Source organism: Ensifer sp. ENS10, assembly GCF_014852025.1.
Lineage (GTDB): Bacteria > Pseudomonadota > Alphaproteobacteria > Rhizobiales > Rhizobiaceae > Ensifer.
Genome location: NZ_JACVAS010000006.1, coordinates 106,152 through 128,976 on the forward strand (window position 1 = coordinate 106,152; position 22,825 = coordinate 128,976).

Genomic DNA, 22,825 nt, shown 5'->3' on the forward strand with positions numbered 1-22,825 from the left:
GGGAGCGTCAGCCCCCCAGCGCGTCCTCGAGGAAGGCGGCAAGCTGCGCCTGGTGCTTCGACATCAGGCCCGTTGCCGGCGAGGCGGCAGCCGGACGGCCGGTGTAGCGCACGCGCTGATACTTGGCGTCGATATGGGCGAGAACCCATTCGAGATAGGGGTCGATGAACGACCAGGCGCCCATGTTCTTCGGCTCTTCCTGGCACCAGACCATCTCCGCGTTGCGGAAGCGGCTGAGCTCGTTGATCAGCGCCTTGGCCGGGAACGGATAGAGCTGTTCGACGCGCAGCAGGTAGACGTCGTCGATGCCGCGCTTCTCGCGCTCTTCGAGCAGGTCGTAGTAGACCTTGCCCGAGCAGAGCACGACGCGACGGATCTTCGAGTCCTTCTGCAGCTTGATCGGACCATCCTTGATCACCTCGGCATCGTCCCACAGCAGGCGGTGGAACGAGCTCTCGCCGGCCATTTCCGACAGACTCGAAACCGCCCGCTTGTGGCGCAGCAGCGACTTCGGCGTCATCAGGACCAGCGGCTTGCGGAAGTCGCGCTTCACCTGCCGGCGCAGGATGTGGAAGTAGTTCGCCGGCGTCGTGACGTTGGCGACCTGCATGTTGTCTTCGGCGCAGAGCTGCAGGAAGCGTTCGAGGCGGGCGGACGAGTGCTCCGGACCCTGGCCCTCATAACCGTGCGGCAGCAGGCAGACGAGACCAGACATGCGCAGCCACTTGCGTTCGCCCGACGAGATGAACTGGTCGAAGACGACCTGTGCACCGTTGGCGAAGTCGCCGAACTGGGCTTCCCAAAGCGTCAACGCGTTCGGACGGGCGAGCGAGTAACCGTATTCGAAGCCGAGGACCGCTTCTTCCGAGAGCATCGAGTTGATGACTTCGTAGCGGGCCTGGGTCGGCGACAGGTTCGCAAGCGGAATGTAGCGCTCTTCGCTCTGCTGATCGTAGAGCACGGAATGACGCTGCGAGAAGGTGCCGCGTTCGCAATCCTGGCCCGAAAGGCGGATCTTGGTGCCTTCGGTGACGAGCGTGCCGAAGGCGAGTGCCTCGGCCATCGCCCAGTCGACGCCTTCGCCGGTCTGGATCATCTGAGCGCGGTTTTCCATGAAGCGCTGGATCGTGCGGTGTGCATTGAAACCGGCCGGGATCTCCGAGATCTTGCGACCGACTTCCTTGAGCTGCTTCATCGGCACCGAGGTCTTGCCGCGGCGCTGTTCGTCCTGGTTGTCGGCCGAGCGCAAGCCCGACCAGACACCATCCAGCCAGTCGGCCTTGTTGGGCTTGTAGGACTGGCCAGCCTCGAACTCCTGCTCGAGGTGAGCGCGCCAGTCGGCCTTCATCTTCTCGACTTCGCCTTCCGACATCAGGCCCTCGGCGACCAGACGGTCGGAGTAGAGCTGGACGACGGTCTTGTGGGCGCGGATGACCTTGTACATCTTCGGCTGCGTGAACGCAGGCTCGTCGCCTTCGTTGTGGCCGAAGCGGCGGTAGCAGAACATGTCGATGACGACAGGCTTGTGGAACTTCATCCGGAATTCGGTGGCGATCTTGGCCGCGTAGACAACCGCTTCCGGATCGTCGCCGTTAACGTGGAAGATCGGCGCCTCGATCATCTTGGCGACGTCGGACGGATAGGGCGACGAACGCGAGAAGGCCGGATTGGTGGTGAAGCCAATCTGGTTGTTGATGATGAAATGGACGGTACCGGCAACGCGGTGGCCGCGCAGGCCGGAAAGGCCGAGGATTTCAGCAATCACGCCCTGGCCGGCAAAGGCGGCGTCGCCATGCAGCAAGAGCGGCATGACCTTCGAGCGTTCGCGCAACGGAATGATGTCGCCTTCAAACACGGTCGCCATCTGGTCCTGCTTGGCACGGGCCTTGCCCATGACGACAGGGTTGACGATTTCGAGGTGCGAGGGGTTCGCCGTCAGCGACAGGTGAACCTTGTTGCCATCGAATTCGCGGTCCGAGGAAGCGCCGAGGTGGTACTTCACGTCGCCCGAACCTTCGACGTCGTCAGGCGCGTAGGAGCCGCCCTTGAACTCGTGGAAGATGGCGCGATGCGGCTTGGCCATCACCTGAGACAGCACGTTCAAGCGGCCGCGGTGGGCCATGCCGAGCACGATTTCCTTGAGGCCTTCCTGGCCGCCGCGCTTGATGATCTGCTCGAGTGCCGGGATCAGCGATTCGCCACCGTCGAGACCAAAGCGCTTGGTGCCCTTGTACTTGACGTCGATGAACTGCTCGAAGCCTTCCGACTCGATCAGCTTCTGGAGGATCGCCTTCTTGCCCTCGGGCGTGAACTCGACGCCCTTGTCCGGTCCTTCGATGCGCTCCTGGATCCAGGCCTTCTCTTCCGGGTTGGACATGTGCATGAATTCGACGCCGATCGTCGAGCAGTAGGTGCGCTCGAGGATTTCGACCATTTCGCGAATGCTCGCGTATTCGAGGCCGAGCACGTTGTCGATGAAGATCTTGCGGTCGAGATCCTTCTCCTCAAACCCGTAGTTCGAGGGCGAAAGCTCGTTGTAGTCCTCGACCGGGGCAGCAAGGCCGAGCGGATCGAGCTTGGCATGCAGGTGGCCACGGGCACGATAGGCGCGGATCATCATGATGGCGCGGACGGAATCGCGCGTCGCCTGAAGGATATCTGCCTCGCTCACGGCAGTGCCGGTGGCGACGGCGGCTTCCTCAGCCTTCGCCTTGACCTTCTTCTCGATGACCTTTTCGACCGTGCCCCAATCGCCGTCGAGCGCAGAGACGAGTTCGCCATTGGCCGCGATCGGCCAGTTGTTCTTTTTCCAGGAGGCGCCCTTGGCTGCCTTCACCACATCTTCCGGCCGGTCGGCGAGCGCCTTGAAGAAGGCCTGCCATTCGGCCGAGACGGACGCCGGGTCCGTTTCATAGCGTGCTTGGAGCTGCTCGATATAGGCGGCGTTGGCGCCGTCCAGAAACGAAGTGAGCTGGAATTGCTCGTTGGCCTCTTGCCTTGTCATGGTCTCACGCGGACTGTTCTGTCCGCCTCCTGACTGAAGTTGGGTTGCCGGGTATCCCGGTCGTTCATGTTCGTTCGGCGCGTTGGCGCCTGGTGTTCCTACGGCGCCGCGCATCGAAAGGACGCGCCGGGATCCGTGGCACTAAGGTTGCCGCGCATCCTGATCTTCAATCAGCCAAGGAAACACGCGGCAGGCACGCTGTCCGGACCGGAATGGTCCGGCCCGGACAGAAGTCTTGAGATCAGCCCTTGAGGACTTCGACCAGCGTCTTGCCGAGACGGGCCGGCGACGGCGACACGCGGATGCCTGCCTGCTCCATCGCAGCGATCTTGGATTCCGCATCGCCCTTGCCGCCGGAAACGACGGCGCCGGCGTGACCCATGGTGCGGCCCTTCGGCGCGGTACGGCCCGCGATGAAGCCGGCCATCGGCTTCTTGCGGCCCTTCTTGGCTTCGTCGATGAGGAACTGCGCCGCATCCTCTTCGGCCGAGCCGCCGATCTCGCCGATCATGATGATCGAGGTCGTGGCTTCGTCCGCCAGGAACATCTCCAGCACGTCGATGAACTCGGTGCCCTTGACCGGGTCGCCGCCGATGCCGACGGCCGTCGTCTGGCCGAGGCCTTCGTTGGAGGTCTGGAACACGGCTTCATAGGTCAACGTACCGGAGCGCGAAACGATGCCGACCGAACCCTTGCGGAACATCGAGCCCGGCATGATGCCGATCTTGCATTCTTCCGGCGTCAGGATACCGGGGCAGTTCGGGCCGAGCAGGCGCGACTTGGAGCGGTCGAGACGAGCCTTGACGCGCACCATGTCGGCAACCGGGATGCCTTCGGTAATGCAGGTGATGAACGGGATTTCCGCATCGATCGCCTCGATGATCGCGTCCGCGGCGCCTGCCGGCGGAACATAGATCACGGATGCGTCCGCACCGGTCTTTTCACGGCCTTCGGCAACCGACGCGAAGATCGGCAGGGTTTCGCCCTTGGAGCCGGTCCAGGTTTCGCCGCCCTTCTTCGGGTGAATGCCGCCGACCATCTGCGTGCCGTAATAGGCAAGCGCCTGTTCGGTATGGAAGGTGCCGGTCTTGCCGGTCAGGCCCTGAACGAGGACCTTGGTGTTCTTATTGACGAGAATCGACATGAGGTCTGGTCCTTCAGTTAGCCGTTGATCGCGGCGACGATCTTCTTGGCAGCGTCATCCAGATCGTCGGCGGCGGTGATCGCCAGGCCGGATTCGTTCAGGATCTTCTTGCCAAGCTCGACATTCGTGCCTTCGAGACGAACGACCAGCGGAACCTTGAGGCCGACTTCCTGCACGGCCGCAACGACACCTTCAGCGATGACATCGCACTTCATGATGCCGCCGAAGATGTTGACGAGGATACCCTCGACCTTCGGGTCGGCGGTGATGATCTTGAAGGCTGCCGCAACCTTCTCCTTGCCGGCGCCGCCGCCGACGTCACAGAAGTTCGCCGGCTCCTTGCCGTAGAGCTTGATGATGTCCATCGTCGCCATCGCAAGGCCGGCGCCGTTGACCATGCAGCCGATGTTGCCGTCGAGCGCGACATAGGCGAGGTCCCACTTGGAGGCCTCGATTTCCTTGGCGTCTTCTTCGGTTTCGTCGCGCAGTGCCTTGATGTCGTCGTGGCGGAAGAGCGCGTTGCCGTCGAACGAGACCTTGGCGTCGAGAACGCGCACGCGGCCGTTCTTCATGACGATCAGCGGGTTGATCTCGAGCAGGCTCATGTCCTTCTCGACAAAGGCCTTGTAGAGGATCGGGAAGAGCTTTTCGGCATCAGCCTTGGCTTCGCCTTCGAGCTTCAGGGCCGAGGTGAGCTTGGCGAGATCAGCGGCGGTAACGCCGGCTTCCGGGTTGATCGCGACGTTGACGATCTTTTCCGGCGTGTCGTGCGCAACAGCCTCGATGTCCATGCCGCCTTCGGTCGAAACGACGAAGGCAACCTGGCCGACCGAGCGGTCGACGAGCAGCGACAGATAGAGTTCGCGGTCGATGTCGGCGCCATCCTCGATATAGAGGCGGTTCACCTGCTTGCCGGCAGGGCCGGTCTGCGCAGTGACGAGCGTGTTGCCGAGCATGTCCTTGGCATGAGCCTTGGCTTCATCGATCGAGAAGGCAAGACGAACGCCGCCCTTGGCGTCGGCGGAAAGTTCCTTGAACTTGCCCTTGCCGCGGCCGCCAGCATGGATCTGGCTCTTGACCACGTAGAGCGGGCCCGGGAGCTTCTTGGCAGCGGCTTCTGCCTCTTCTGCGGAGAAGATCGCGACACCTTCCGCGACCGGCGCGCCATAGCTCTTCAGGAGAGCCTTGGCCTGATATTCATGAATGTTCATGGTGTTTTTCCTGTCTGGAGCATTCTGCAGACAGGTGAAACACCTGCCGTCGCACAAATGCGGCAAAAACAAAGAGGTTGAGCGGATGCCAGCATCCGCTCAACGGGACGCGATTACTGCTTCAGGCTCGGCGCAATGCCGATGCAGGCTTCGCAAAGGCCAGCGACCGAAGCGACCGACTTGTCGAACGCTTCCTTCTCGGCCTTGTTGAGATCGATCTCGATGATGCGCTCGACGCCGCCGGCGCCGATGACCGTCGGAACGCCGACATACATGTCCTTGACGCCGTACTGGCCGGTCAGATGCGCGGCGCAGGGCAGCACGCGCTTCTTGTCCTTGAGGTAGGCTTCCGCCATCTCGATCGCCGAAGCGGCCGGAGCGTAGTAGGCCGAGCCGGTCTTGAGCAGGCCGACGATTTCAGCGCCGCCGTCACGGGTGCGCTGGACGATTTCTTCGAGGCGCTCCTTGGTGAGCCAGCCCATCTGCACGAGGTCGGTCAGCGGGATGCCGGCAACGGTCGAGTAGCGGGCGAGCGGCACCATGGTGTCGCCGTGGCCGCCGAGAACGAAGGCGGTGACGTCCTGGACCGAAACGTTGAATTCCTGGGAAAGGAACAGGCGGAAGCGCGCGCTGTCGAGAACGCCGGCCATGCCGACGACCTTGTTCTTCGGCAGGCCCGAGAACTTCTGCAGCGCCCAGACCATGGCGTCGAGCGGGTTAGTGATGCAGATGACGAAGGCGTTCGGAGCGTACTTTTTGATGCCGGCGCCGACCTGTTCCATGACCTTGAGGTTGATGCCGAGCAGATCGTCGCGGCTCATGCCGGGCTTGCGGGCAACGCCGGCGGTGACGATGCAGACATCGGCGCCTTCGATGGCGGCGTAGTCGCTGGCACCCGTCAGGTTCGCGTCGAAACCTTCGACCGGGGAGGACTGGCCGATGTCGAGACCCTTGCCCTGGGGGATGCCGTCGGCAATGTCGAAGAGGACGATGTCGCCCAGTTCCTTCAGGCCGGCGAGATGCGCCAGCGTGCCACCAATCATCCCTGAACCGATAAGTGCGATCTTGTTGCGAGCCATGAAAGTGCTTCCTTTGTGATCCCAATATGATCAAGGCCTGAAACGCGGCAAACGCCAAACCTTCGCCGAAAGCCATTAAACGGCAAATGGTAAAATATCAAACGATACTTTTGGATGAAGCAATTTCAATCGGTTAGATCATAAAAGTCTTACGTAAACGTAAGACTTTCCGTCACAACCGCGTCACGAAACGGTCCGATTGGCGGGGTGTTCGGCGGCATATTCCTCGCTTTGCATCTCGATCAGACGCGAAACCGTGCGGTCGAACTCGAAGCCTTCCGTACCCTTCTTCTGGGTCAGGAGATCCTGTGGCTCGGCCGCGGCCGACGCGAACAATCGGGCGCCATTGTCGTAGAGCGTGTCGACCAGAAGGATGAAGCGCTTGGTCTCGTTGCGCATATGGGGTCCCAGATGCGGCACGTGGTCGACGAAGATCGTCGAGTAACGCTCGAGGATTGCCAGATAATCGGCAGCACCCAGTGGCTGCTGGCAGAGATCGGCGAACGCAAAGCGGGCGCTCTGCCCGGCGGCAGCCGGCACATGGATCTTGCGGCCCTTGCGCGGCACTTCGGCCGGAGCAACAGCCTCGTTGCGGGTTTCCCGCATCCAGGCGCGCGCCATCGCCGCATCCGCCTCCGGGCCGAGCGGCGAAAGCCACACCGGACTTCCGTCCGTCTTCGTGAGGCGATAGTCGGTATCCGTGTCCAAGGAAATGACCTCGGCATTCGCCTTGAGCAGATCGATGAAGGGCAGGAACAGGCCGCGATTGAGGCCGTCACGATAGAGATCGTCAGGCGCCACGTTCGACGTCGCGATCAGCACGCAGCCCTTTGCGAAAAGCTCGCCGAAGAGCCGCCCAAGGATCATCGCGTCGGCAATATCGGTCACCGAAAACTCATCGAAGCAGAGCAGCCGGGCCTCGCCGAAAAGCTCCGAGGCGACGGGCGGGATCGGATCGGCCTGTTTCGTCTCGCCGTTCTTCAGCTTCTGGCGGTGCTTGTAGATGCGCTCGTGCACATCGGCCATGAACTCGTGGAAATGCGCCCGACGCTTGCGCTGGATCGGCACGGTATCGAAGAACAGGTCCATCAGCATGGTCTTGCCACGCCCGACGCCGCCATGGATGTAGAGACCCTTTACCGGCGGATGGTCCTTCTTGCGCGAGGCGAACAGCCAGCCGAGCGCATTGGTCTTGCGCGACGGGCGGCTGGCGAGCAGCTCTGCGGAAAGATGATCGAAACGCCGCGCAATCGTAAACTGTGCGGGGTCGCGCTTACGCTCGCCACTCGTAACGAGCGCTTCGAGCTTGCGGTAGATACTGTCGTCAGGATTGAGCACGTCTCACCCGAGAGGAGCCGGAAAACAAAAGCCCGGCGCGAGACCGGGCTGGAAAAGCGTCAGCGGCTGAGGCTGACCGGCTGGCCGCCATTGGTCGAGCCGTCGAACCGGGCGTCGGCCGTCTTGTAGAGACGGGCGATGGCGTTGCCGCTGCGGTCCTTCAGAACCACCTGCTTGCCGGCCACTTCCCAGGAGCCCATGGTCGTCAGCTCACCGGCGCAGCCACGGGTGCCGCCGCGCGAGCCGGAGCCGAGATTGGTGAGTGTCAGGAACATGTCACAGGAGGAGCCGGCGCTCGAGACGCGCCAGTTGCCAACCATCGATTCCTTGGTGACGTCGAGCCCGCCTCCTGCAGCCGCGGCGACCTGCGTGCCGGGCTGCTGAACACCGCCGCCGGCGATCGCCGTGCCGCTCGCCGGTGCAGCCGGGAATTGCGAGGTGTTGCCGCTCGGCGCCGGAAGCTGATTGGACGAAACCGAGGGAACCGGTGCGGCCTGGATGGGAGCGGGTGAAACATCCTGGGAACCGAAACCGCCCATCGATGTTCTTTGGCATCCGGTCAGCGCAAGCACAACTGCCAGCCCCGCCGCCGCATGAATAACCCGCATATCCCTACTCCTGTTCGTGTCCGCGAACCATGATGCAACGCGACAATATAGGCCGAAATACAGCAAATCCACCTGACAAATCAAGCGACGACGATTCCTTGCGACCTGTTGCAGGATTGAAACGTCCTGACAGCCCGGCTGCAAGACGCATGCTCGGCGCGGTTATCGCCACATTGCCAATCACCGATCCCCTGTCGCCGCGGCACAATCACGAATTGTCGATCGCCGTTTCACCGATGACATCAAAAAGAAAACGGCGAGCCAAGGCTCGCCGTCTCCTGAACTTCGTTTCCAATCCGGCCGGTCAGACGCGGCGCTCGACCAGCATCTTCTTGATTTCGCCGATCGCCTTCGCCGGGTTCAGGCCCTTCGGACAGGCCTGGGCGCAGTTCATGATCGTGTGGCAGCGGTAGAGGCGGAAGGGGTCCTCGAGATTGTCGAGACGCTCGCCGGTCGCTTCGTCGCGGCTGTCGATCAGCCAGCGATAGGCCTGCAGCAGCACGGCCGGACCGAGGTAGCGGTCGCCGTTCCACCAATAGCTCGGACAGGAGGTCGAGCAGCAGGCGCACAGAATGCACTCGTAGAGGCCGTCGAGTTTCAGGCGGTCCTCGTGGCTCTGCTTCCATTCCTTGGCCGGCGTCGGCGACACCGTCTTCAGCCAGGGCTCGATCGAGCGGTGCTGGGCGTAGAAGTTGGTGAGGTCCGGCACAAGGTCCTTGACGACAGGCATGTGCGGCAGCGGATAAACCTTCACCGTGCCCTTCACCTCGTCCATGCCCTTGGTGCAGGCGAGCGTGTTGGTGCCGTCGATGTTCATGGCGCAGGAGCCGCAGATGCCTTCGCGGCAGGAGCGGCGCAGCGTCAGCGTCGGGTCGATCTTGTTCTTGATGTAGAGCAGACCGTCGAGCACCATCGGGCCGCAATCGTCGACATCAATGTAGAAGGTGTCGATGCGCGGATTGGCGCCGTCATCCGGGTTCCAGCGGTAGATGCGGTATTCGCGAACGTTGGTCGCGCCCTGCGGCTTCGGCCAGACCTTGCCTTCCGTCATCTGCGAGTTCTTGGGGAGAGCGAGTTCAACCATGTGGCTTATTCCTCAAGATCAGTAGACGCGCGCCTTCGGCTCGATCTTCTTGGGATCGATGCCGTCGGCAATCAGGTCGGTATGAACGGGGCGGTAGTCGAGCTTGACGTCGCCGGCTTCGTTGACCCAGGCAAGCGTGTGCTTGCGCCAGTTGACGTCGTCGCGGCCGCCGAGAGCGCCTTCGGTGAAGTCCTCGCGGGCGTGCGACCCACGGCTCTCCTTGCGCGCTTCGGCGCCGTAGATCGTCGTGATGGCGTTGGCCATGAGGTTTTCGAGTTCCAGCGTCTCGACGAGGTCGGAGTTCCAGATCATCGAGCGGTCGGTGACCTTGATATCAGGCAGCTCCTTCCAGATCGCCGAGATGCGCTTGCAGCCCGATTCCAGCGATTCCTGGGTGCGGAACACGGCCGCGTCTTCCTGCATGGCGCGCTGCATCTTTTCGCGCAGCACCGCCGTCGGCGTGCTGCCATTGGCGTTACGCAGACGGTCGAAGCGGTCCATGATCCGGTCGCAGGCGGCCTTGTTGAGCTCCGGCACCGCCTCGTTGCGGTCGATCACCTGGCCGGCGCGGATGGCAGCGGCGCGGCCGAAGACCACGAGGTCGATCAGCGAGTTGGAACCGAGACGGTTGGCACCGTGCACCGAGGCGCAGCCGGCTTCGCCGACGGCCATCAGGCCGGGCGCGATGCGCTCCGGGTTTTGGGCATCGGCGTTCAGGACTTCGCCCCAGTAGTTGGTCGGCACGCCGCCCATGTTGTAGTGCACCGTCGGCAGAACCGGGATCGGCTCGCGCGTCACATCGACGCCGGCAAAGATCTTCGCCGATTCCGAGATGCCCGGCAGGCGCTCGTGCAGGACCGCCGGATCCAGGTGGTCGAGGTGCAGGAAGATGTGGTCCTTGTTCTTGCCGACGCCGCGGCCTTCGCGGATTTCCATCGTCATGCAGCGCGATACGACGTCACGCGAGGCAAGGTCCTTGGCCGAGGGCGCGTAGCGCTCCATGAAGCGCTCGCCTTCGGAGTTGACGAGGTAACCGCCTTCGCCGCGTGCGCCTTCGGTGATCAGGCAGCCCGCGCCGTAGATGCCGGTCGGGTGGAACTGGACGAATTCCATGTCCTGCAGCGGCAGGCCGGCGCGCGCGATCATACCACCGCCGTCACCGGTGCAGGTGTGCGCAGAGGTCGCCGAGAAATAGGCGCGGCCGTAGCCGCCGGTCGCCAGCACCACCATCTTGGCGGAAAAGCGATGGATCGTACCGTCGTCGAGGTTCCAGGCGACGACGCCGGTGCAGCGGCCGTCATCCGACATGATCAGGTCGAGCGCGAAATACTCGATGAAGAACTCGGCATTGTTCTTGAGCGACTGGCCATAGAGCGTGTGCAGGATCGCGTGGCCGGTACGGTCGGCAGCAGCACAGGTGCGCTGAACCGGCGGGCCTTCGCCGTAGTTCTGCATGTGGCCGCCGAAGGGCCGCTGGTAGATCTTGCCTTCGGCATTGCGCGAGAAAGGCACGCCGTAGTGCTCGAGCTCATAGACCGCCTTCGGCGCTTCCATGGCGAGATACTGCATGGCGTCGACGTCGCCGAGCCAATCGGAACCCTTGACGGTGTCGTAGAGGTGCCACTGCCAGCTGTCCGGCGTCATGTTCTGCAGCGAGGCAGCGATGCCGCCCTGGGCGGCAACCGTGTGCGAGCGGGTCGGGAAGACCTTGGTGATGCAGGCGGTCTTCAGACCCTGCTCTGCCATGCCGAGGGTGGCACGCAGACCGGCGCCGCCGGCGCCGACGACGACGACGTCGAAGGCGTGATCGACATATTCATAGGCCTTGCCGTTTGCAGCGGGTGAACTGTTCGATGCCATGGCGAAATTACCCTGCAAAAGCGATCTTCAGGATGGCGAAGAGACAGAGCCCACCAACCGCGATCGTGAAAAATGTATTGAGCATGAGAAGGACGATCTTCGTGCCTTCGCCATGCACGTAGTCTTCGATGATCACCTGCATGCCGAGCCGCATGTGGATGAGGCCCGAGAGCACGACAAGAGCCATGACGACGGCGACGAAGGGGTTCGCAAGCGCGGCGACGACGTCCGCGTGGGGCGCACCGGCGTAGCGAACGAGGAAGATGACGAAGAAGATCAACAGCGGAACGTTGGCGACCGCCGTCAGGCGCTGGCGCCAGAAGTGATCGGTGCCTTCCTTGGCCGAACCGAGGCCGCGGACCTTGCCGAGAGGTGTGCGCATATCCATGGGTGTCTTTCCTCTCAGTTAGCGGACGAGATAGCCGACAACCCAGATCAGCAGCGTCAGAGCCACCGAACCGATGATCGTCGCCTTGGCCATCTTGGTGGCGAAGTGCTTCTCGTAACCGTAGCCGAGATCCCAGGCAAAGTGGCGCAAGCCTCCGAGCATGTGGTGCACCAACGCCCAGGTATAGCCGAAGAGCACCAGCTTGCCGATCAGCGTGCCGAACAGCCAGCTGACCCAGTCGTAGTAGGCCGCACCCGACGCGGCGGCGATCAGCCACCAGGCAACGAGGATGGTGCCGAAGTAGAGCGCGCCGCCGGTGATGCGGTGCACAATGGACATGACCATCGTCGGGATCGGCTTATAGATTTGAAGATGCGGCGAGAGTGGCCGGCTTCTTGTGACATTCGTCATCGGAACCTCACGGAATGCCCGGATTTTCGCCCAAAAAACTGGACGAATTTAGTCCGGTATCGCACCTGATTGTGCGCAATTCAGTCATTCGGACCTTTAATCACCATAATGCTTAACGACAAGTGTGTTTGCGGTGCAAAATCAATTTAATCGATTAGACGAATTGCGCCATTTTCCAGCCTGCCGGAGACATGGGCATCCGTTAACGATAGCCGCAAAAAGCCAAGCAATTCCGTGACTTTCCCGCGAAAGTGGGCGAGAGTGATCTTAACCAATTGTTAAGTGTCCTCCGGAGGGCGAACAGAATGACTCTGTTCAAGGCAATCCATGCGACCAAAGTGCTAGCGCTCGCCGGCCTGGTCATCGTCACCACCTGCATCCCCTTGGAGGCCCGCGACTGGGGCGGAGCACGCGGCGTTCAGACACGAACCAACCATGTCCGCATGTATCAAGGTCGCCCCGGTCCGCGCTACGAGTTTGGCGGCATGGGCTACCGCAACGGCTGGAACCGCAATCGCATGCACCGTCGCGACTGGATGGCCAACGATGGGTTGCCGGACGTGAACACCCGCACCCGGCACGTTCGCCTTCCCCGATATCGCCCCTATCCCGGCCCCTACACCGGGCGCTGGGAGCATCGCGGCGGATGGGTTCGTGACAGGGCAGGCAACGACATCTGGACGTCCGGAGGCCGTCGCCACGATGGTCGACCACGCATCGCCAATGGACTGCCGGAAGTCGAGACACGCACGCGGCATGTTCGCCTCCCGCAGTATCGCCCATATCCCGGCCGCTATGCCGAGCACTGGGGAAGCGGCGGCGGATGGGTTCGCGACAGGGCCGGCCGCGAGATCTGGACGTCCGGTGGCCAGCGCCGCGACTATCGCCAGGGCTACTATGGCGGCGATGAATATCCAGACACCATCCCGGGCATCGGCACCTATGTCGGCGGCATTTCCGCCTATGTGGATCTCGGCAACGGCATCTATTTCAACCAGGAAGGCGACTATGGCTATGCCGACGACGGGCAGTCCGAATCGCCGCCGCAGACCAGACGCGGCAAGATCATCAATGTCACGCCGCAGACGATGAACGGCTCCTGCGCCTATGAACACGGCGTCTGCGTGATCCGGCGTTAGTCACGGCCCTGCCAGCCGGCTCAGCGCCATCACACACCCATGGCGCCGATGATCGTGCCCATTGCCAGAAGCACCAGCAGCCAGTGTCCGCCGTCGATCAGCGACAGGTCCCAACCGAAGCCCTGGTAGCGATGGTTGACGATGAGCGTCGTCGCGACGAAGCCGAGCCAGAGGAAGAAGGCCGAGACGACGCCATTGACGAGCGTGACCTCGCCCGGCCCGAGGTGGCCGACGACGCCGGCGACCATGGTCGCCATCACCAGTTCCGAGACGAAGGAAATGGCAAAGAGAACCGGCGACATTTGCGCAGCCGCGGGATCGATGCGCGCCGCCTTCATCCAGGGTTTGCCGAGAACGCCGTAGTAGATCGCGCCGATGACGAAGGCCGCAATGGCGGCGATCAGCACCGCCAGATAGTTCATGCCCGCAAATACCATGTTCGTTCCCCCGTTTTTGCGGGGATTGGAATCGAAGGCCTTTGGGCTGTCAACTGTCCGTGTTCGCAGTGCCCCCGAAGCGCCAGACCGTCGTGCACTTGACCTCGCTGTCCTCCAGCGCGCGGGTCACGGGAACCTCGTAGGTGGCAAGGGCCGTCATCATCTCGCGCGGGCAATAGGAACGGCCGGGGTCGCCGACGATCACTGTCGCCCCTTTCGCCGTCAGATCCGAAAACCACGGTTTCAGCCGGTCGGCAAAAGCCTTGTCGTAGAAGACGTCGCCGGCGAGGTAGACATCGGCGCCAAGTTCGCGACCGGTCACGTCCTCGTCCGTATAGGAAAGGGCGACGCCGTTGAGTTCGGCATTGAGACGGACGGCCGTTTTCGCCCAGGGATCAATATCGGCGGCAAGAACCGAAGCCGCCCCCGCCTTCATCGCGGCGATTGCCACCAGGCCCGAACCGGAGGCGAAGTCGACGACCTGCCTGCCGCGCACCGTTTCGGGATGATCAAGGATGTAGCGGGCAAGCCCCTGCCCGCCGGCCCAGGCAAAGGCCCAGAACGGCGGCGGCAGGCCGATTTCCTGCAATTCCTCCTCGGTCTTCAGCCAGAGTTCATGCGCCTCTGTTGCCAGATGCAGGCGCACCTCCGGCACGTGAGGCGGCGAAAGCACGCCGGTATTGGCGAGGATGAAACTTTCCGGATCGGTCTTCACGAAAACTCTCCGAGCCTATCCGAAAGGCGAAAGCGGTTTCCGGATAGGCGGAAAAACAAGATTACCGCGGAGGATTGTCGAGCCCGCCCATGCGGCAGACCTCAATCCATTCGTCCTCGGTCACCGGCTGCACCGACAGGCGCATGGAGGTGACGAGCGACATCTTGGCGAGCTTCGGATTGTCCTTGATCTCTTTCAATGTCACCGGACGCGGCATGTCGGCCACGGCGCGGATATCGACGCAATCCCAGCGGGCGTCACCCTCGGCGGTCGAATCCGGATGCGACAGCGCGCAGACCTCGGTAATGCCGACGATCTCCAGACCCTCGTTCGAGTGGTAGAAGAAGCCTTTGTCGCCGATCTGCATCGCCCGCATGTTGTTGCGCGCCAGATAGTTGCGCACGCCGGTCCATTCGGTGCCCTTGGCGCCCGCATCCTTCTGCATCTGCCAGGACCACTTGACCGGTTCGGATTTGTAGAGCCAATGCGCCATCGCGTCTCAGGCCTCCGGATTGTTGAAGACCCAGTTGAAGGCCTTGATCTCGACATTGGAGAAGAGGCCCGCCTTGGCATAGGGATCCGCTTCGGCAATGGCGCGGGCTTCCGCGATGGTCTCGGCCTTGACGATCACCAGGCTGCCGGTCGGCTTGCCGTCGTCACCCAGGAACGGGCCCGCCATCTTCAGAATGCCCTTGGCATTGAGATCATTGAGATAGGCGACATGATCGGGGCGGGTATCGAGCCGAAGCTGCAGCGCGCCGGGTTTGTCGGTGCAATGAAGTGCGAAGAGCATGCTTCCTCCTGAAGTTGTCGTTTGGCGCGGGATGCGAGCGGAAAACCGCTTTACACTTTTCCGCATCCCACTGCCGGATTATTCCTGGGTGATCGGGCGTGTCATCAATTGTTCGAGTGCGGTGCGGACATCGAGCTTGCCGTCGATGATCGCCGCCACCGCTTCGGTGATCGGCATCTCGACACCGAGATCATGGGCGACGCGCGCGGCGACCGACGCGGCAAAGGCGCCTTCGACCAGCTCGCCCTTGCCCCCATCGGCGCGGCCGTTCTGGCCGAGCGCGATGCCGAAGCGCAGATTGCGCGACTGGTGGCTGGTGGCCGTCAGCACGAGATCGCCGAGACCGGAGAGGCCGCGCACCGTGTCGGCTTCGCCACCCTCGGCGGCGATGAAGCGCGACATCTCGGCAAGGCCGCGCGAGATCAGCGCTGCGCGGGCGGAATCGCCGAGACCCGCACCCTCGACGATGCCGCAGGCAATCGCCAGCACGTTCTTGAGCGCGCCGCCGAGCTGCACCCCGATGCGATCCTGCGACGGGTAGAGCCGGAAGGTCGGGCCTGAAAGCACCTCTGCCAGCATCGTCGCCGTTTGAGCATCGGCGGCAGCGATTACCATCGCAGTCGGCAGGCCCTTGGCGATATCTGCGGCGAAACCGGGACCCGAGAGCACGCCGATCGAACGACCGGGCAATTCCTCCGCCAGAACGTCGGTCAGCAACCGGCCGGTCGCTTGCTCCATGCCCTTGGCACAGGTGACGATCGTAGCGGCTGCATTGATCTGCGGGCCATATTGCCGCGCCGCATCACGGTGCGCCTGGGACGGCATGGCGAACAGCACGACTTCGGCTTCGGCGAGAACGGAGACATCCGCCGTATGTTTCAGCGCCGGCGGCAGATCGATGCCCGGCAGGGCATCCTCGTTGCGGCCGGTATTGCCGCACGCTTCAGCAATCTCCTGCCGACGGGCGAGCAACGTCACGTCGCTGCCTGCCGCCGAGGCCGCAACCGCAGCCAAGGCAGTGCCAAAGGCGCCAGCGCCAACCACGACGATTTTCGGCCCGATCTTGGAGGTTTCGCTCATTCTTTATCCGTCACATTCTGGCATCATGCCTTGGCGCCGCGTTTGCCGGAGCCGAGCAGTGCCTGCGCTTGGGCGTCGAGCGGCCAGCGCGAGCGCGGCGCAACGTCGAGGCCATCGGCCACCATGCCCGCCGCCAGGCGCTCCGCACCGGCCCAGGCGATCATCGCCGCATTGTCAGTGCAGAGCGAAAGCGGCGGCGCAATAAAGTCGAAACCGGATTGCGCGCACAAGCTCTGCAGCGTCGAACGCAGCACCTGGTTAGCAGCAACGCCGCCGGCGACCACCAGGGCCGGGCGCACCACGCCGGCATGCTCCGCCTTGAAGCGCTTCAGCCCGCGCCCGACGCGATCCTTGAGCGTGCGCGAGATCGCCCGCTGGAAGGAAGCGCAGATATCGGCGATGTCCTGCTCCGTCACCGGCTCCAGCGATTGCGCCGCCTGGCGCACCGCCGTTTTCAGTCCCGAGAAGGAGAAATCGAGCCGGGCGTCACCGACGAGCGGGCGCGGAAAATCGAAACGCTGGGGATTGCCGGCGAGCGCCGCACGCTCGACCGCCGGACCACCCGGATAGGCAAGACCGAGCAGTTTCGCCGTCTTGTCGAAGGCCTCGCCAAGCGCATCGTCGATCGTCGTGCCCCAGCGCTCGTATTCGCCGACGCCCTTGACGAGGATAAGCTGCGTATGGCCGCCGGAGACGAGCAACATCAGATAGGGAAAGGAAAGTCCGTCCGTCAGCCGCGCCGTCAGCGCGTGGCCTTCGAGATGGTTGACGGCGTAGAGCGGCTTGCCTGTCGCGCGCGCGATCGCCTTGCCGGTCATCAGCCCGACGATCAGGCCGCCAATCAGACCGGGACCACTTGTCGCAGCGATCGCATCGATGTCGGCAAGCGTGACGCCGGCGCGCAGCAGCGCCTCCTCGATCAGCGTGTCGAGCGCTTCCACATGGGCGCGCGCGGCGATCTCCGGAACCACGCCGCCATAGGCGCTATGCTCTTCCAGCTGGCTCAGAACGACGTCGCCGAGAATGTGACCCTTGCCGTCGGAATCGCGCAAAATAACGGAAGCGGCGGTTTCGTCGCAGCTTGTTTCTATGCCGAGGATGCGCAGGGGCGGAGACATCAGAGTATACTCAAAGATTGCGGTCGCACCGAAAGGTGGGTACACGGAACTCCGGTAACAATGGATAGCCTTTGATGCAAACAAAACCTTTCCGGATCGGCACGCGCGGCAGTCCGCTGGCGCTCGCACAAGCCCATGAAACGCGCGATCGCCTCGCAGCGGCGCATGGTCTGGCGCCGGAAATGTTCGAGGTCGTCATTCTCTCGACCAAGGGCGACCGGATCACCGACCGCTCGCTCGCCGAGATCGGCGGCAAGGGCCTGTTCACCGAGGAGATCGAGCAGCAATTGCTGTCGGGCGAACTCGATTTCGCCGTGCATTCGTCCAAGGACATGCCGACGAAGCTGCCGGACGGGCTCTGTCTTTCCGCCTTCCTGCCGCGCGAGGACATTCGCGACGCCTTCATCGGCCGCACGGCACCGAAACTGATGGAACTGCCTGAAGGCGCCACTGTCGGTTCCTCGTCGCTGCGCCGCCAGGCGCTGATCCGCCGGCTGCGCCCGGATATCAACGTCATCACCTATCGCGGCCAGGTGGAAACGCGGCTAAGGAAGCTCGCCGAGGGCCAGGTGGATGCGACGCTGCTCGCCTATGCCGGCCTGAAGCGGCTCGGCATGACCGACGTTCCGACCGAACTGCTCGACCCGACGGATTTCCCCCCGGCCCCGGCGCAAGGCGCGATCTGCATCGAAAGCCGGATCGGCGACAGCCGCATCAACGATCTGCTCGCGGCCATCGACGACCAGCACACCCACGAGGCCGTTACCTGCGAGCGCGGTTTCCTTGCGACGCTTGACGGCTCCTGCCGCACGCCGATCGCCGGCCTCGCCACCTCGGATGGCACCCATCTCCGTTTTTCCGGCATGATCCTCACGCCCGACGGCCAGACCCATCATCGCGTCACGATCGAAGGCAGGGCCACCGACGCCGAAGCGCTCGGCAAGAAGGCCGGCGAGGAAATCCGCGCCAAGGCCGGCCCGGGCTTCTTTGCAAGCTGGACCTGAGCCGATGCGCGTGCTCGTCACCCGGCCGCTTCCCGCCGCCGAGGCGACGGCGCGTCGGCTGGAGGCTGCGGGCCACCAGCCGATCCTCCTGCCATTGATGCGGGCCATGCATCTGACCGCCGTTGCCGAAGCAGCGCTAGACATACCGTTTGAAGCCATTGTCTTGACCAGCGCCGAAGCGGTTCGGGTCCTCGCGACACTGGGCGGCAAATTGGAAAAGCATCTGAAAACCCCGTGCTTCTGCGTCGGCGAGGCGACTGCGCGGGCAGCACGAGAACTTGGCTTCACCGATCTCCGCATCGGCGATGGCACCGGCGAAGCGCTGGCCGGGCTGATTGTTTCGGCGGTCGGCACTTTGCCGAAACAGCCGCTGCTCTACCTGACCGGCTCTCCGCGCTCCGACGGCCTCGAAAGCACGCTCCGGCAACATGGCGTCGAGTATAGGACGGTCGAATGCTATCGCATGGAACCGACCGTGCAGCCGCCCGGTGCGCTGAAAGATCTCGCGCGAACCGACCGGCCCGACGCCGTTCTGCTCTATTCCCGGGAGACGGCTCGACGCCTGGCGGCATTGCTGCTGGAGGCCAGTCTGGACGCTGCGTCCTTCAGCCCGCGCTATCTCTGCCTGAGCGCTGCCGTCGCCGAGGCGCTGCCAAGCAACGTCATGGCGCAGATCGCCGCTAAGCCCGACGAAGAAAACCTTTTTAGTTTGATCTAAAATGGGATGAAGAAAAATGTTGGCGGTTTTCCGCCCGCATTCCACGTCACTCCAGGGCCGATTCAGCCAAAATCGAAACGCAGGGGCTTTCCCTCACCGTTCGGGCTGACTAGGTTTGAGAGAAGAGCCGACAGGAACCAACGGTAAGAGGTCACCATGGTATCGGAAAACCCGCCGCGCCGCTCGAAGTCCGAGAAGGAACCGCTGACGATCGACCTCGAAGCGGAAAAAACCGTTGCGGAACCGACTGAGGCCGAAACAACCCGCGAGACGGTGACGGACGTGGCAAGCGAAAGCCCGGCAAGCGACGCCAAGGCGGATGAGACGGCAACAGACAGCAGCGACGACAGCGCCGCTGGATCGCGCCTGGAAGAAGAGATCGAGGAGCAGCGTGCCGACGCGGCCGCAGCCGTCTTCGCCGAAGAACCGCCGCACGCGGCACAGGAGACGGAACCGGCCCCTCGACAGAAACCGGTGTCGAACTCCGGCGCGCTCGCCGCCGGTATCCTCGGTGGCCTTGTGACGCTGCTAGGCTTTGGCGGCCTGCAATATGCCGGCATCGTCCCCGGACTTGGCCCTGAGCGTGGCGTCGAGCAGAACATCTCCAGCGAACTGCAGGCACTGCGCGATCAGGTCGCAGCACTGCCCACGACCGCCGCAGTCGTCGACAACACGGCGCTCGAAGGCCGCATCGCCGCCCTCGAACAATCAGCCGCCCAACCGGGCACGAACGGCGCGCCGAGTGCCGAGGTCGAAACGCTGAAGGCGGAGATCGACAACCTTACCAAGGAACTAGCAGGGCTGAAGACGACACTCGCCGACGCCCAACAGACGGCGACAACGGAGAAGGCGGAACTGACGAGCCGCATCGAATCCGCCGAGCAGAAGCTCAACGAGCCGGTCAACGACATCCAGATGGCCAAGGCGGTCGCGGTCACCGCGCTGAAGTCGGCAATCGATCGCGGCGGCCCCTTCCTCGCCGAACTCGACGCGCTGCGCAGCATCGCACCGGACGAACAGGCCGTCGCCGCTCTGGCCCAGGACGCTCAGGTCGGCGTGCCGACCCGCTCCGATCTGCGGCGCGAGTTCCCGAAGACGGCCGACGCCATGCTCGACGCCCTCAATCAACCCGATCCGAACGAGGGCATCTTCGACCGGCTGGTGTCCAGCGCCATGTCCGGCATTCGCGTACGCCCTGTCGGCAGCGTCGAGGGTGAAACGCCCGAAGCCGTCATTGCCCGCATCGAGGACAAGCTGAACAATGGCGATCTCAAGGGCGCTGCCCTGGAGTGGGATGGCCTGCCGGATGCCGCCAAACCGGCGGGCGAGGCCTTCAAGGCCAAGCTCGACCAGCGTCTGCGTGTCGAAGCCGCGATCGATGCCGCCGTCGCCGCGACGATGGCAAAGCCGGGCACAGAGGGCTAGAGCGGGATGAGGAAAAGTGTATGCGGTTTTCCGCCCGCATCCCGCTCTAACTTATGGAAAACGATCACGTTTATGACTTTGGGTCGGCGACCCAAAATCATCGTGATCTGAGGGAACCAGATATGATCCGCATTCTGATTTTCATCCTGATCGTGCTTGGTCTCGGCCTCGGCTTCGCGTGGCTCGCGGACCGACCGGGTGAACTTTCGCTCGTCTGGCAAGGTCAGCTCATCGAGATGAGCCTGATGCGCGCCGCATCGCTCCTGATCTCGCTGATCGCAGCCGTGCTGATCGCCGTCTGGCTGGTACGCACCATCTGGCTCTCGCCTCACACCGTCACCCGTTATTTCCGCGCCCGCAAGCGCGACCGTGGCTACCAGGCGCTTTCGACCGGCCTGATCGCTGCCGGCGCGGGCGATGCCAATCTTGCCCGCAAGATGACCGCCCGCACCCGCGGATTGATCAGCGCCGACCAGGAGCCGCTGATCCACCTGCTCGAAGCGCAAACCGCCCTCATCGAAGGCAAGTACGATGACGCGCGCCGCAAGTTCGAGCTGATGGCCGACGATCCGGAGACCCGCGAACTCGGGCTTCGCGGCCTCTACCTCGAAGCCAAGCGCCTCGGTGCCCACGAGGCCGCCCGGCAATATGCCGAACGCGCCGCCGAGAAAGCACCGCATCTGCCCTGGGCGGCTCTCGCGACGCTCGACAGCCAGAGCCAGGCCGGACAGTGGGACGATGCTCTGCGTCTTCTCGACAAGAGCCGCGCCGCCCATGTGGTCGAACGCAAGGAGGCCGACCGTAAGAGGGCGGTGCTCTTGACCGCCCGGGCGATCACAAAGCTCGACGGCGACGTGAAGGGTGCCCGCGACGATGCGCTTGCCGCACTGAAGCTCGACGAACATCTGGTGCCGGCGGCGCTGACGGCCGCCAAGGCGCTGTTTCGCGAGGACAACCTGCGCAAGGGGACCTCGATCCTGGAGAAAAACTGGAAGCACGAGCCTCACCCGGACGTGGCGCGGCTTTACGTGCGTGCCCGCGGTGGCGACACCGCCGTCGACCGTCTGAAGCGGGCGCGCAAGCTTGAAGCCCTCAGGCCCAACAATGCCGTGGCGATGGCAGCTGTCGCCGAGGCCGCGCTCGAAGCGCGCGAACTGCTTCTGGCCCGCACCAAGGCGGAAGCCGCCGCCAGGCTCGATCCGACCGAGAGCGTCTTCCTGTTGCTCGCTGACATAGAAGAAGCCGACACCGGCGACGAGGGCCGCATCCGCCACTGGATGGCGCAGGCCCTGCGCAGCCCACGGGATCCGGCCTGGACTGCCGACGGCGTGACGTCGCCGACCTGGCTGCCGGTCTCGCCCGTCAGCGGACGGCTCGATGCGTTCGAATGGAAAGCGCCGCCGCATACGCTTTCGGCGACCGTCGACCACGACCAATCGAATGCCGACGAAGCGATCCGCAGTCTGCCGCCGGTGGCCGCGGAGCCGCGTGCGCATGAACCGGCCCCCGTAGCCCGCCGCAGCGAAGCGCCCGTCATCCTCGAGGCCGAACGGGAACCGCAACCGATCAAGGTCACGGAGCGCAAACCGTCCGAGCCGATCGCCGACAAGACTCCGGTCAAGAAGACGGAGAAGGAAGAGGTTACCAACGGCGAGCACATGCCTGATCCCTTCTTCGGCCGTCCGCCGGATGATCCCGGCGTGCGCGATCCAGCTACCGGCGAGAAGGCGCCGGAAAAGGCTAGTTTCCGACTGTTCTGAACTCTCAAGGGGCTGTGGCAGAATACATGTTTGAACGCTTACGGACGTTTCTCGACGGCCTGACCGGCCCGGCGACGCGGATAGAGCACGGCGATCCACGCGTGGCGGTCATCGCCCTCTGTTTCCAGGTCATGGAAGCCGACGGCCGGATCCTTGCGTCCGAACGGCGCAAGATGCGATCGGTCATCAAGCAACACTACAAGCTCGACGATGCCTCGCTTGCCGCGCTGATCGAAGCGGGCAAGACTGCCGAAAGCGAGGCGATCGATTACTACCAGTTCACCGCCGAGCTCAAGCGCCACCTCTCGGAGGAACAGCGCATCGAACTCGTCGGCATGCTCTGGGATATCGTCTATGCCGACGGCAAACGCAGCGAAATGGAAGACCACGTGATCTGGCGCATCGCCGATCTGCTCGCCGTCTCCGGGCGCGACCGGGTGTTGCAGCGGCAGGAGGCCGCAGCGAGAAGCGACACCGTCGAGGACGCCGAGCCGCAACAGGAAACCTGA

The 22,825-nt window shown here is 63.4% G+C and carries 22 protein-coding genes; 6 read left to right on the plus strand and 16 right to left on the minus strand.

What is annotated here, in order from left to right:
• Positions 1–7 precede the first annotated feature (7 nt).
• From IB265_RS20995 to sdhC, 10 genes are all read right to left on the minus strand, one after another.
• On the minus strand, positions 8–3,004 hold the full coding sequence (locus tag IB265_RS20995) for a 2-oxoglutarate dehydrogenase E1 component (RefSeq protein ID WP_057255004.1): 2,997 nt from the start codon (positions 3,002–3,004) through the stop codon (positions 8–10).
• 241 nt (positions 3,005–3,245) lie between these two features.
• Positions 3,246–4,148, minus strand: a complete 903-nt coding sequence (gene sucD / locus IB265_RS21000; RefSeq protein WP_057255003.1) for a succinate--CoA ligase subunit alpha — start codon at positions 4,146–4,148, stop codon at positions 3,246–3,248.
• 17 nt (positions 4,149–4,165) lie between these two features.
• Positions 4,166–5,359 (minus strand): ADP-forming succinate--CoA ligase subunit beta, encoded by a 1,194-nt coding sequence (gene sucC / locus IB265_RS21005; RefSeq protein ID WP_057255002.1) that lies wholly within the window; start codon positions 5,357–5,359, stop codon positions 4,166–4,168.
• Between the two features lie 113 nt (positions 5,360–5,472).
• Complete coding sequence (mdh, locus tag IB265_RS21010; RefSeq protein ID WP_057255001.1) at positions 5,473–6,438, minus strand: malate dehydrogenase; 966 nt, start codon at positions 6,436–6,438, stop codon at positions 5,473–5,475.
• 183 nt (positions 6,439–6,621) lie between these two features.
• Positions 6,622–7,776 (minus strand): cell division protein ZapE, encoded by a 1,155-nt coding sequence (gene zapE / locus IB265_RS21015; RefSeq protein WP_057255000.1) that lies wholly within the window; start codon positions 7,774–7,776, stop codon positions 6,622–6,624.
• Positions 7,777–7,835: 59 nt separating this feature from the next.
• Positions 7,836–8,384: a protease inhibitor Inh/omp19 family protein gene (locus IB265_RS21020; RefSeq protein WP_057254999.1), complete on the minus strand. Its 549-nt coding sequence runs from the start codon at positions 8,382–8,384 to the stop codon at positions 7,836–7,838.
• A gap of 304 nt (positions 8,385–8,688) precedes the next feature.
• A complete protein-coding gene (locus tag IB265_RS21025) occupies positions 8,689–9,468 on the minus strand; it encodes a succinate dehydrogenase iron-sulfur subunit (RefSeq protein WP_057254998.1) in 780 nt (259 codons plus the stop codon).
• Positions 9,469–9,486: 18 nt separating this feature from the next.
• The gene (gene sdhA / locus IB265_RS21030; RefSeq protein ID WP_057254997.1) at positions 9,487–11,328 is read right to left on the minus strand and encodes a succinate dehydrogenase flavoprotein subunit; all 1,842 of its coding nucleotides are present in this window, start codon (positions 11,326–11,328) and stop codon (positions 9,487–9,489) included.
• Positions 11,329–11,335: 7 nt separating this feature from the next.
• Positions 11,336–11,716, minus strand: coding sequence for a succinate dehydrogenase, hydrophobic membrane anchor protein (gene sdhD / locus IB265_RS21035; protein ID WP_057254996.1), 381 nt, complete (start codon positions 11,714–11,716; stop codon positions 11,336–11,338).
• Positions 11,717–11,734: 18 nt separating this feature from the next.
• Complete coding sequence (gene sdhC / locus IB265_RS21040; RefSeq protein ID WP_034802580.1) at positions 11,735–12,127, minus strand: succinate dehydrogenase, cytochrome b556 subunit; 393 nt, start codon at positions 12,125–12,127, stop codon at positions 11,735–11,737.
• 305 nt (positions 12,128–12,432) lie between these two features.
• On the opposite strand from sdhC, the gene IB265_RS21045 reads away from it, so the two are divergent.
• A complete protein-coding gene (locus tag IB265_RS21045; protein WP_057254995.1) occupies positions 12,433–13,266 on the plus strand; it encodes a hypothetical protein in 834 nt (277 codons plus the stop codon).
• Positions 13,267–13,295: 29 nt separating this feature from the next.
• Here IB265_RS21045 and IB265_RS21050 read toward each other — a convergent pair whose 3' ends face one another.
• The 6 genes from IB265_RS21050 to tsaD all read right to left on the minus strand — a co-directional run bounded on the left by IB265_RS21050 (position 13,296) and on the right by tsaD (position 17,409).
• Positions 13,296–13,703 carry a DUF1761 domain-containing protein gene (locus IB265_RS21050; RefSeq protein ID WP_057254994.1) on the minus strand — a complete coding sequence of 136 codons (408 nt, stop codon included), beginning with the start codon at positions 13,701–13,703 and terminating at the stop codon, positions 13,296–13,298.
• A 49-nt stretch (positions 13,704–13,752) separates the two neighbouring features.
• Positions 13,753–14,418 (minus strand): methyltransferase, encoded by a 666-nt coding sequence (locus IB265_RS21055; RefSeq protein ID WP_057254993.1) that lies wholly within the window; start codon positions 14,416–14,418, stop codon positions 13,753–13,755.
• 61 nt (positions 14,419–14,479) lie between these two features.
• The gene (locus IB265_RS21060) at positions 14,480–14,911 is read right to left on the minus strand and encodes an EVE domain-containing protein (protein WP_057254992.1); all 432 of its coding nucleotides are present in this window, start codon (positions 14,909–14,911) and stop codon (positions 14,480–14,482) included.
• 6 nt (positions 14,912–14,917) lie between these two features.
• Entirely contained in the window at positions 14,918–15,211 is a 294-nt protein-coding gene (locus IB265_RS21065) for a YciI-like protein (RefSeq protein WP_057254991.1), read from the minus strand.
• 78 nt (positions 15,212–15,289) lie between these two features.
• Entirely contained in the window at positions 15,290–16,291 is a 1,002-nt protein-coding gene (locus tag IB265_RS21070; RefSeq protein ID WP_057254990.1) for an NAD(P)H-dependent glycerol-3-phosphate dehydrogenase, read from the minus strand.
• Between the two features lie 23 nt (positions 16,292–16,314).
• Positions 16,315–17,409, minus strand: a complete 1,095-nt coding sequence (tsaD, locus tag IB265_RS21075; RefSeq protein ID WP_057254989.1) for a tRNA (adenosine(37)-N6)-threonylcarbamoyltransferase complex transferase subunit TsaD — start codon at positions 17,407–17,409, stop codon at positions 16,315–16,317.
• A 74-nt stretch (positions 17,410–17,483) separates the two neighbouring features.
• Here tsaD and hemC point away from each other — a divergent pair, with 74 nt between their 5' ends.
• The 5 genes from hemC (at position 17,484) to IB265_RS21100 (ending at position 22,825) form a co-directional block, all read left to right on the plus strand.
• A complete protein-coding gene (gene hemC / locus IB265_RS21080; protein WP_057254988.1) occupies positions 17,484–18,413 on the plus strand; it encodes a hydroxymethylbilane synthase in 930 nt (309 codons plus the stop codon).
• A gap of 4 nt (positions 18,414–18,417) precedes the next feature.
• A complete protein-coding gene (locus tag IB265_RS21085) occupies positions 18,418–19,131 on the plus strand; it encodes a uroporphyrinogen-III synthase (RefSeq protein WP_057254987.1) in 714 nt (237 codons plus the stop codon).
• A 156-nt stretch (positions 19,132–19,287) separates the two neighbouring features.
• Positions 19,288–20,556 carry a mitofilin family membrane protein gene (locus IB265_RS21090; RefSeq protein WP_057254986.1) on the plus strand — a complete coding sequence of 423 codons (1,269 nt, stop codon included), beginning with the start codon at positions 19,288–19,290 and terminating at the stop codon, positions 20,554–20,556.
• Positions 20,557–20,678: 122 nt separating this feature from the next.
• Positions 20,679–22,316 (plus strand): heme biosynthesis protein HemY, encoded by a 1,638-nt coding sequence (locus IB265_RS21095; protein WP_057254985.1) that lies wholly within the window; start codon positions 20,679–20,681, stop codon positions 22,314–22,316.
• A gap of 26 nt (positions 22,317–22,342) precedes the next feature.
• Entirely contained in the window at positions 22,343–22,825 is a 483-nt protein-coding gene (locus tag IB265_RS21100) for a TerB family tellurite resistance protein (RefSeq protein WP_057254984.1), read from the plus strand.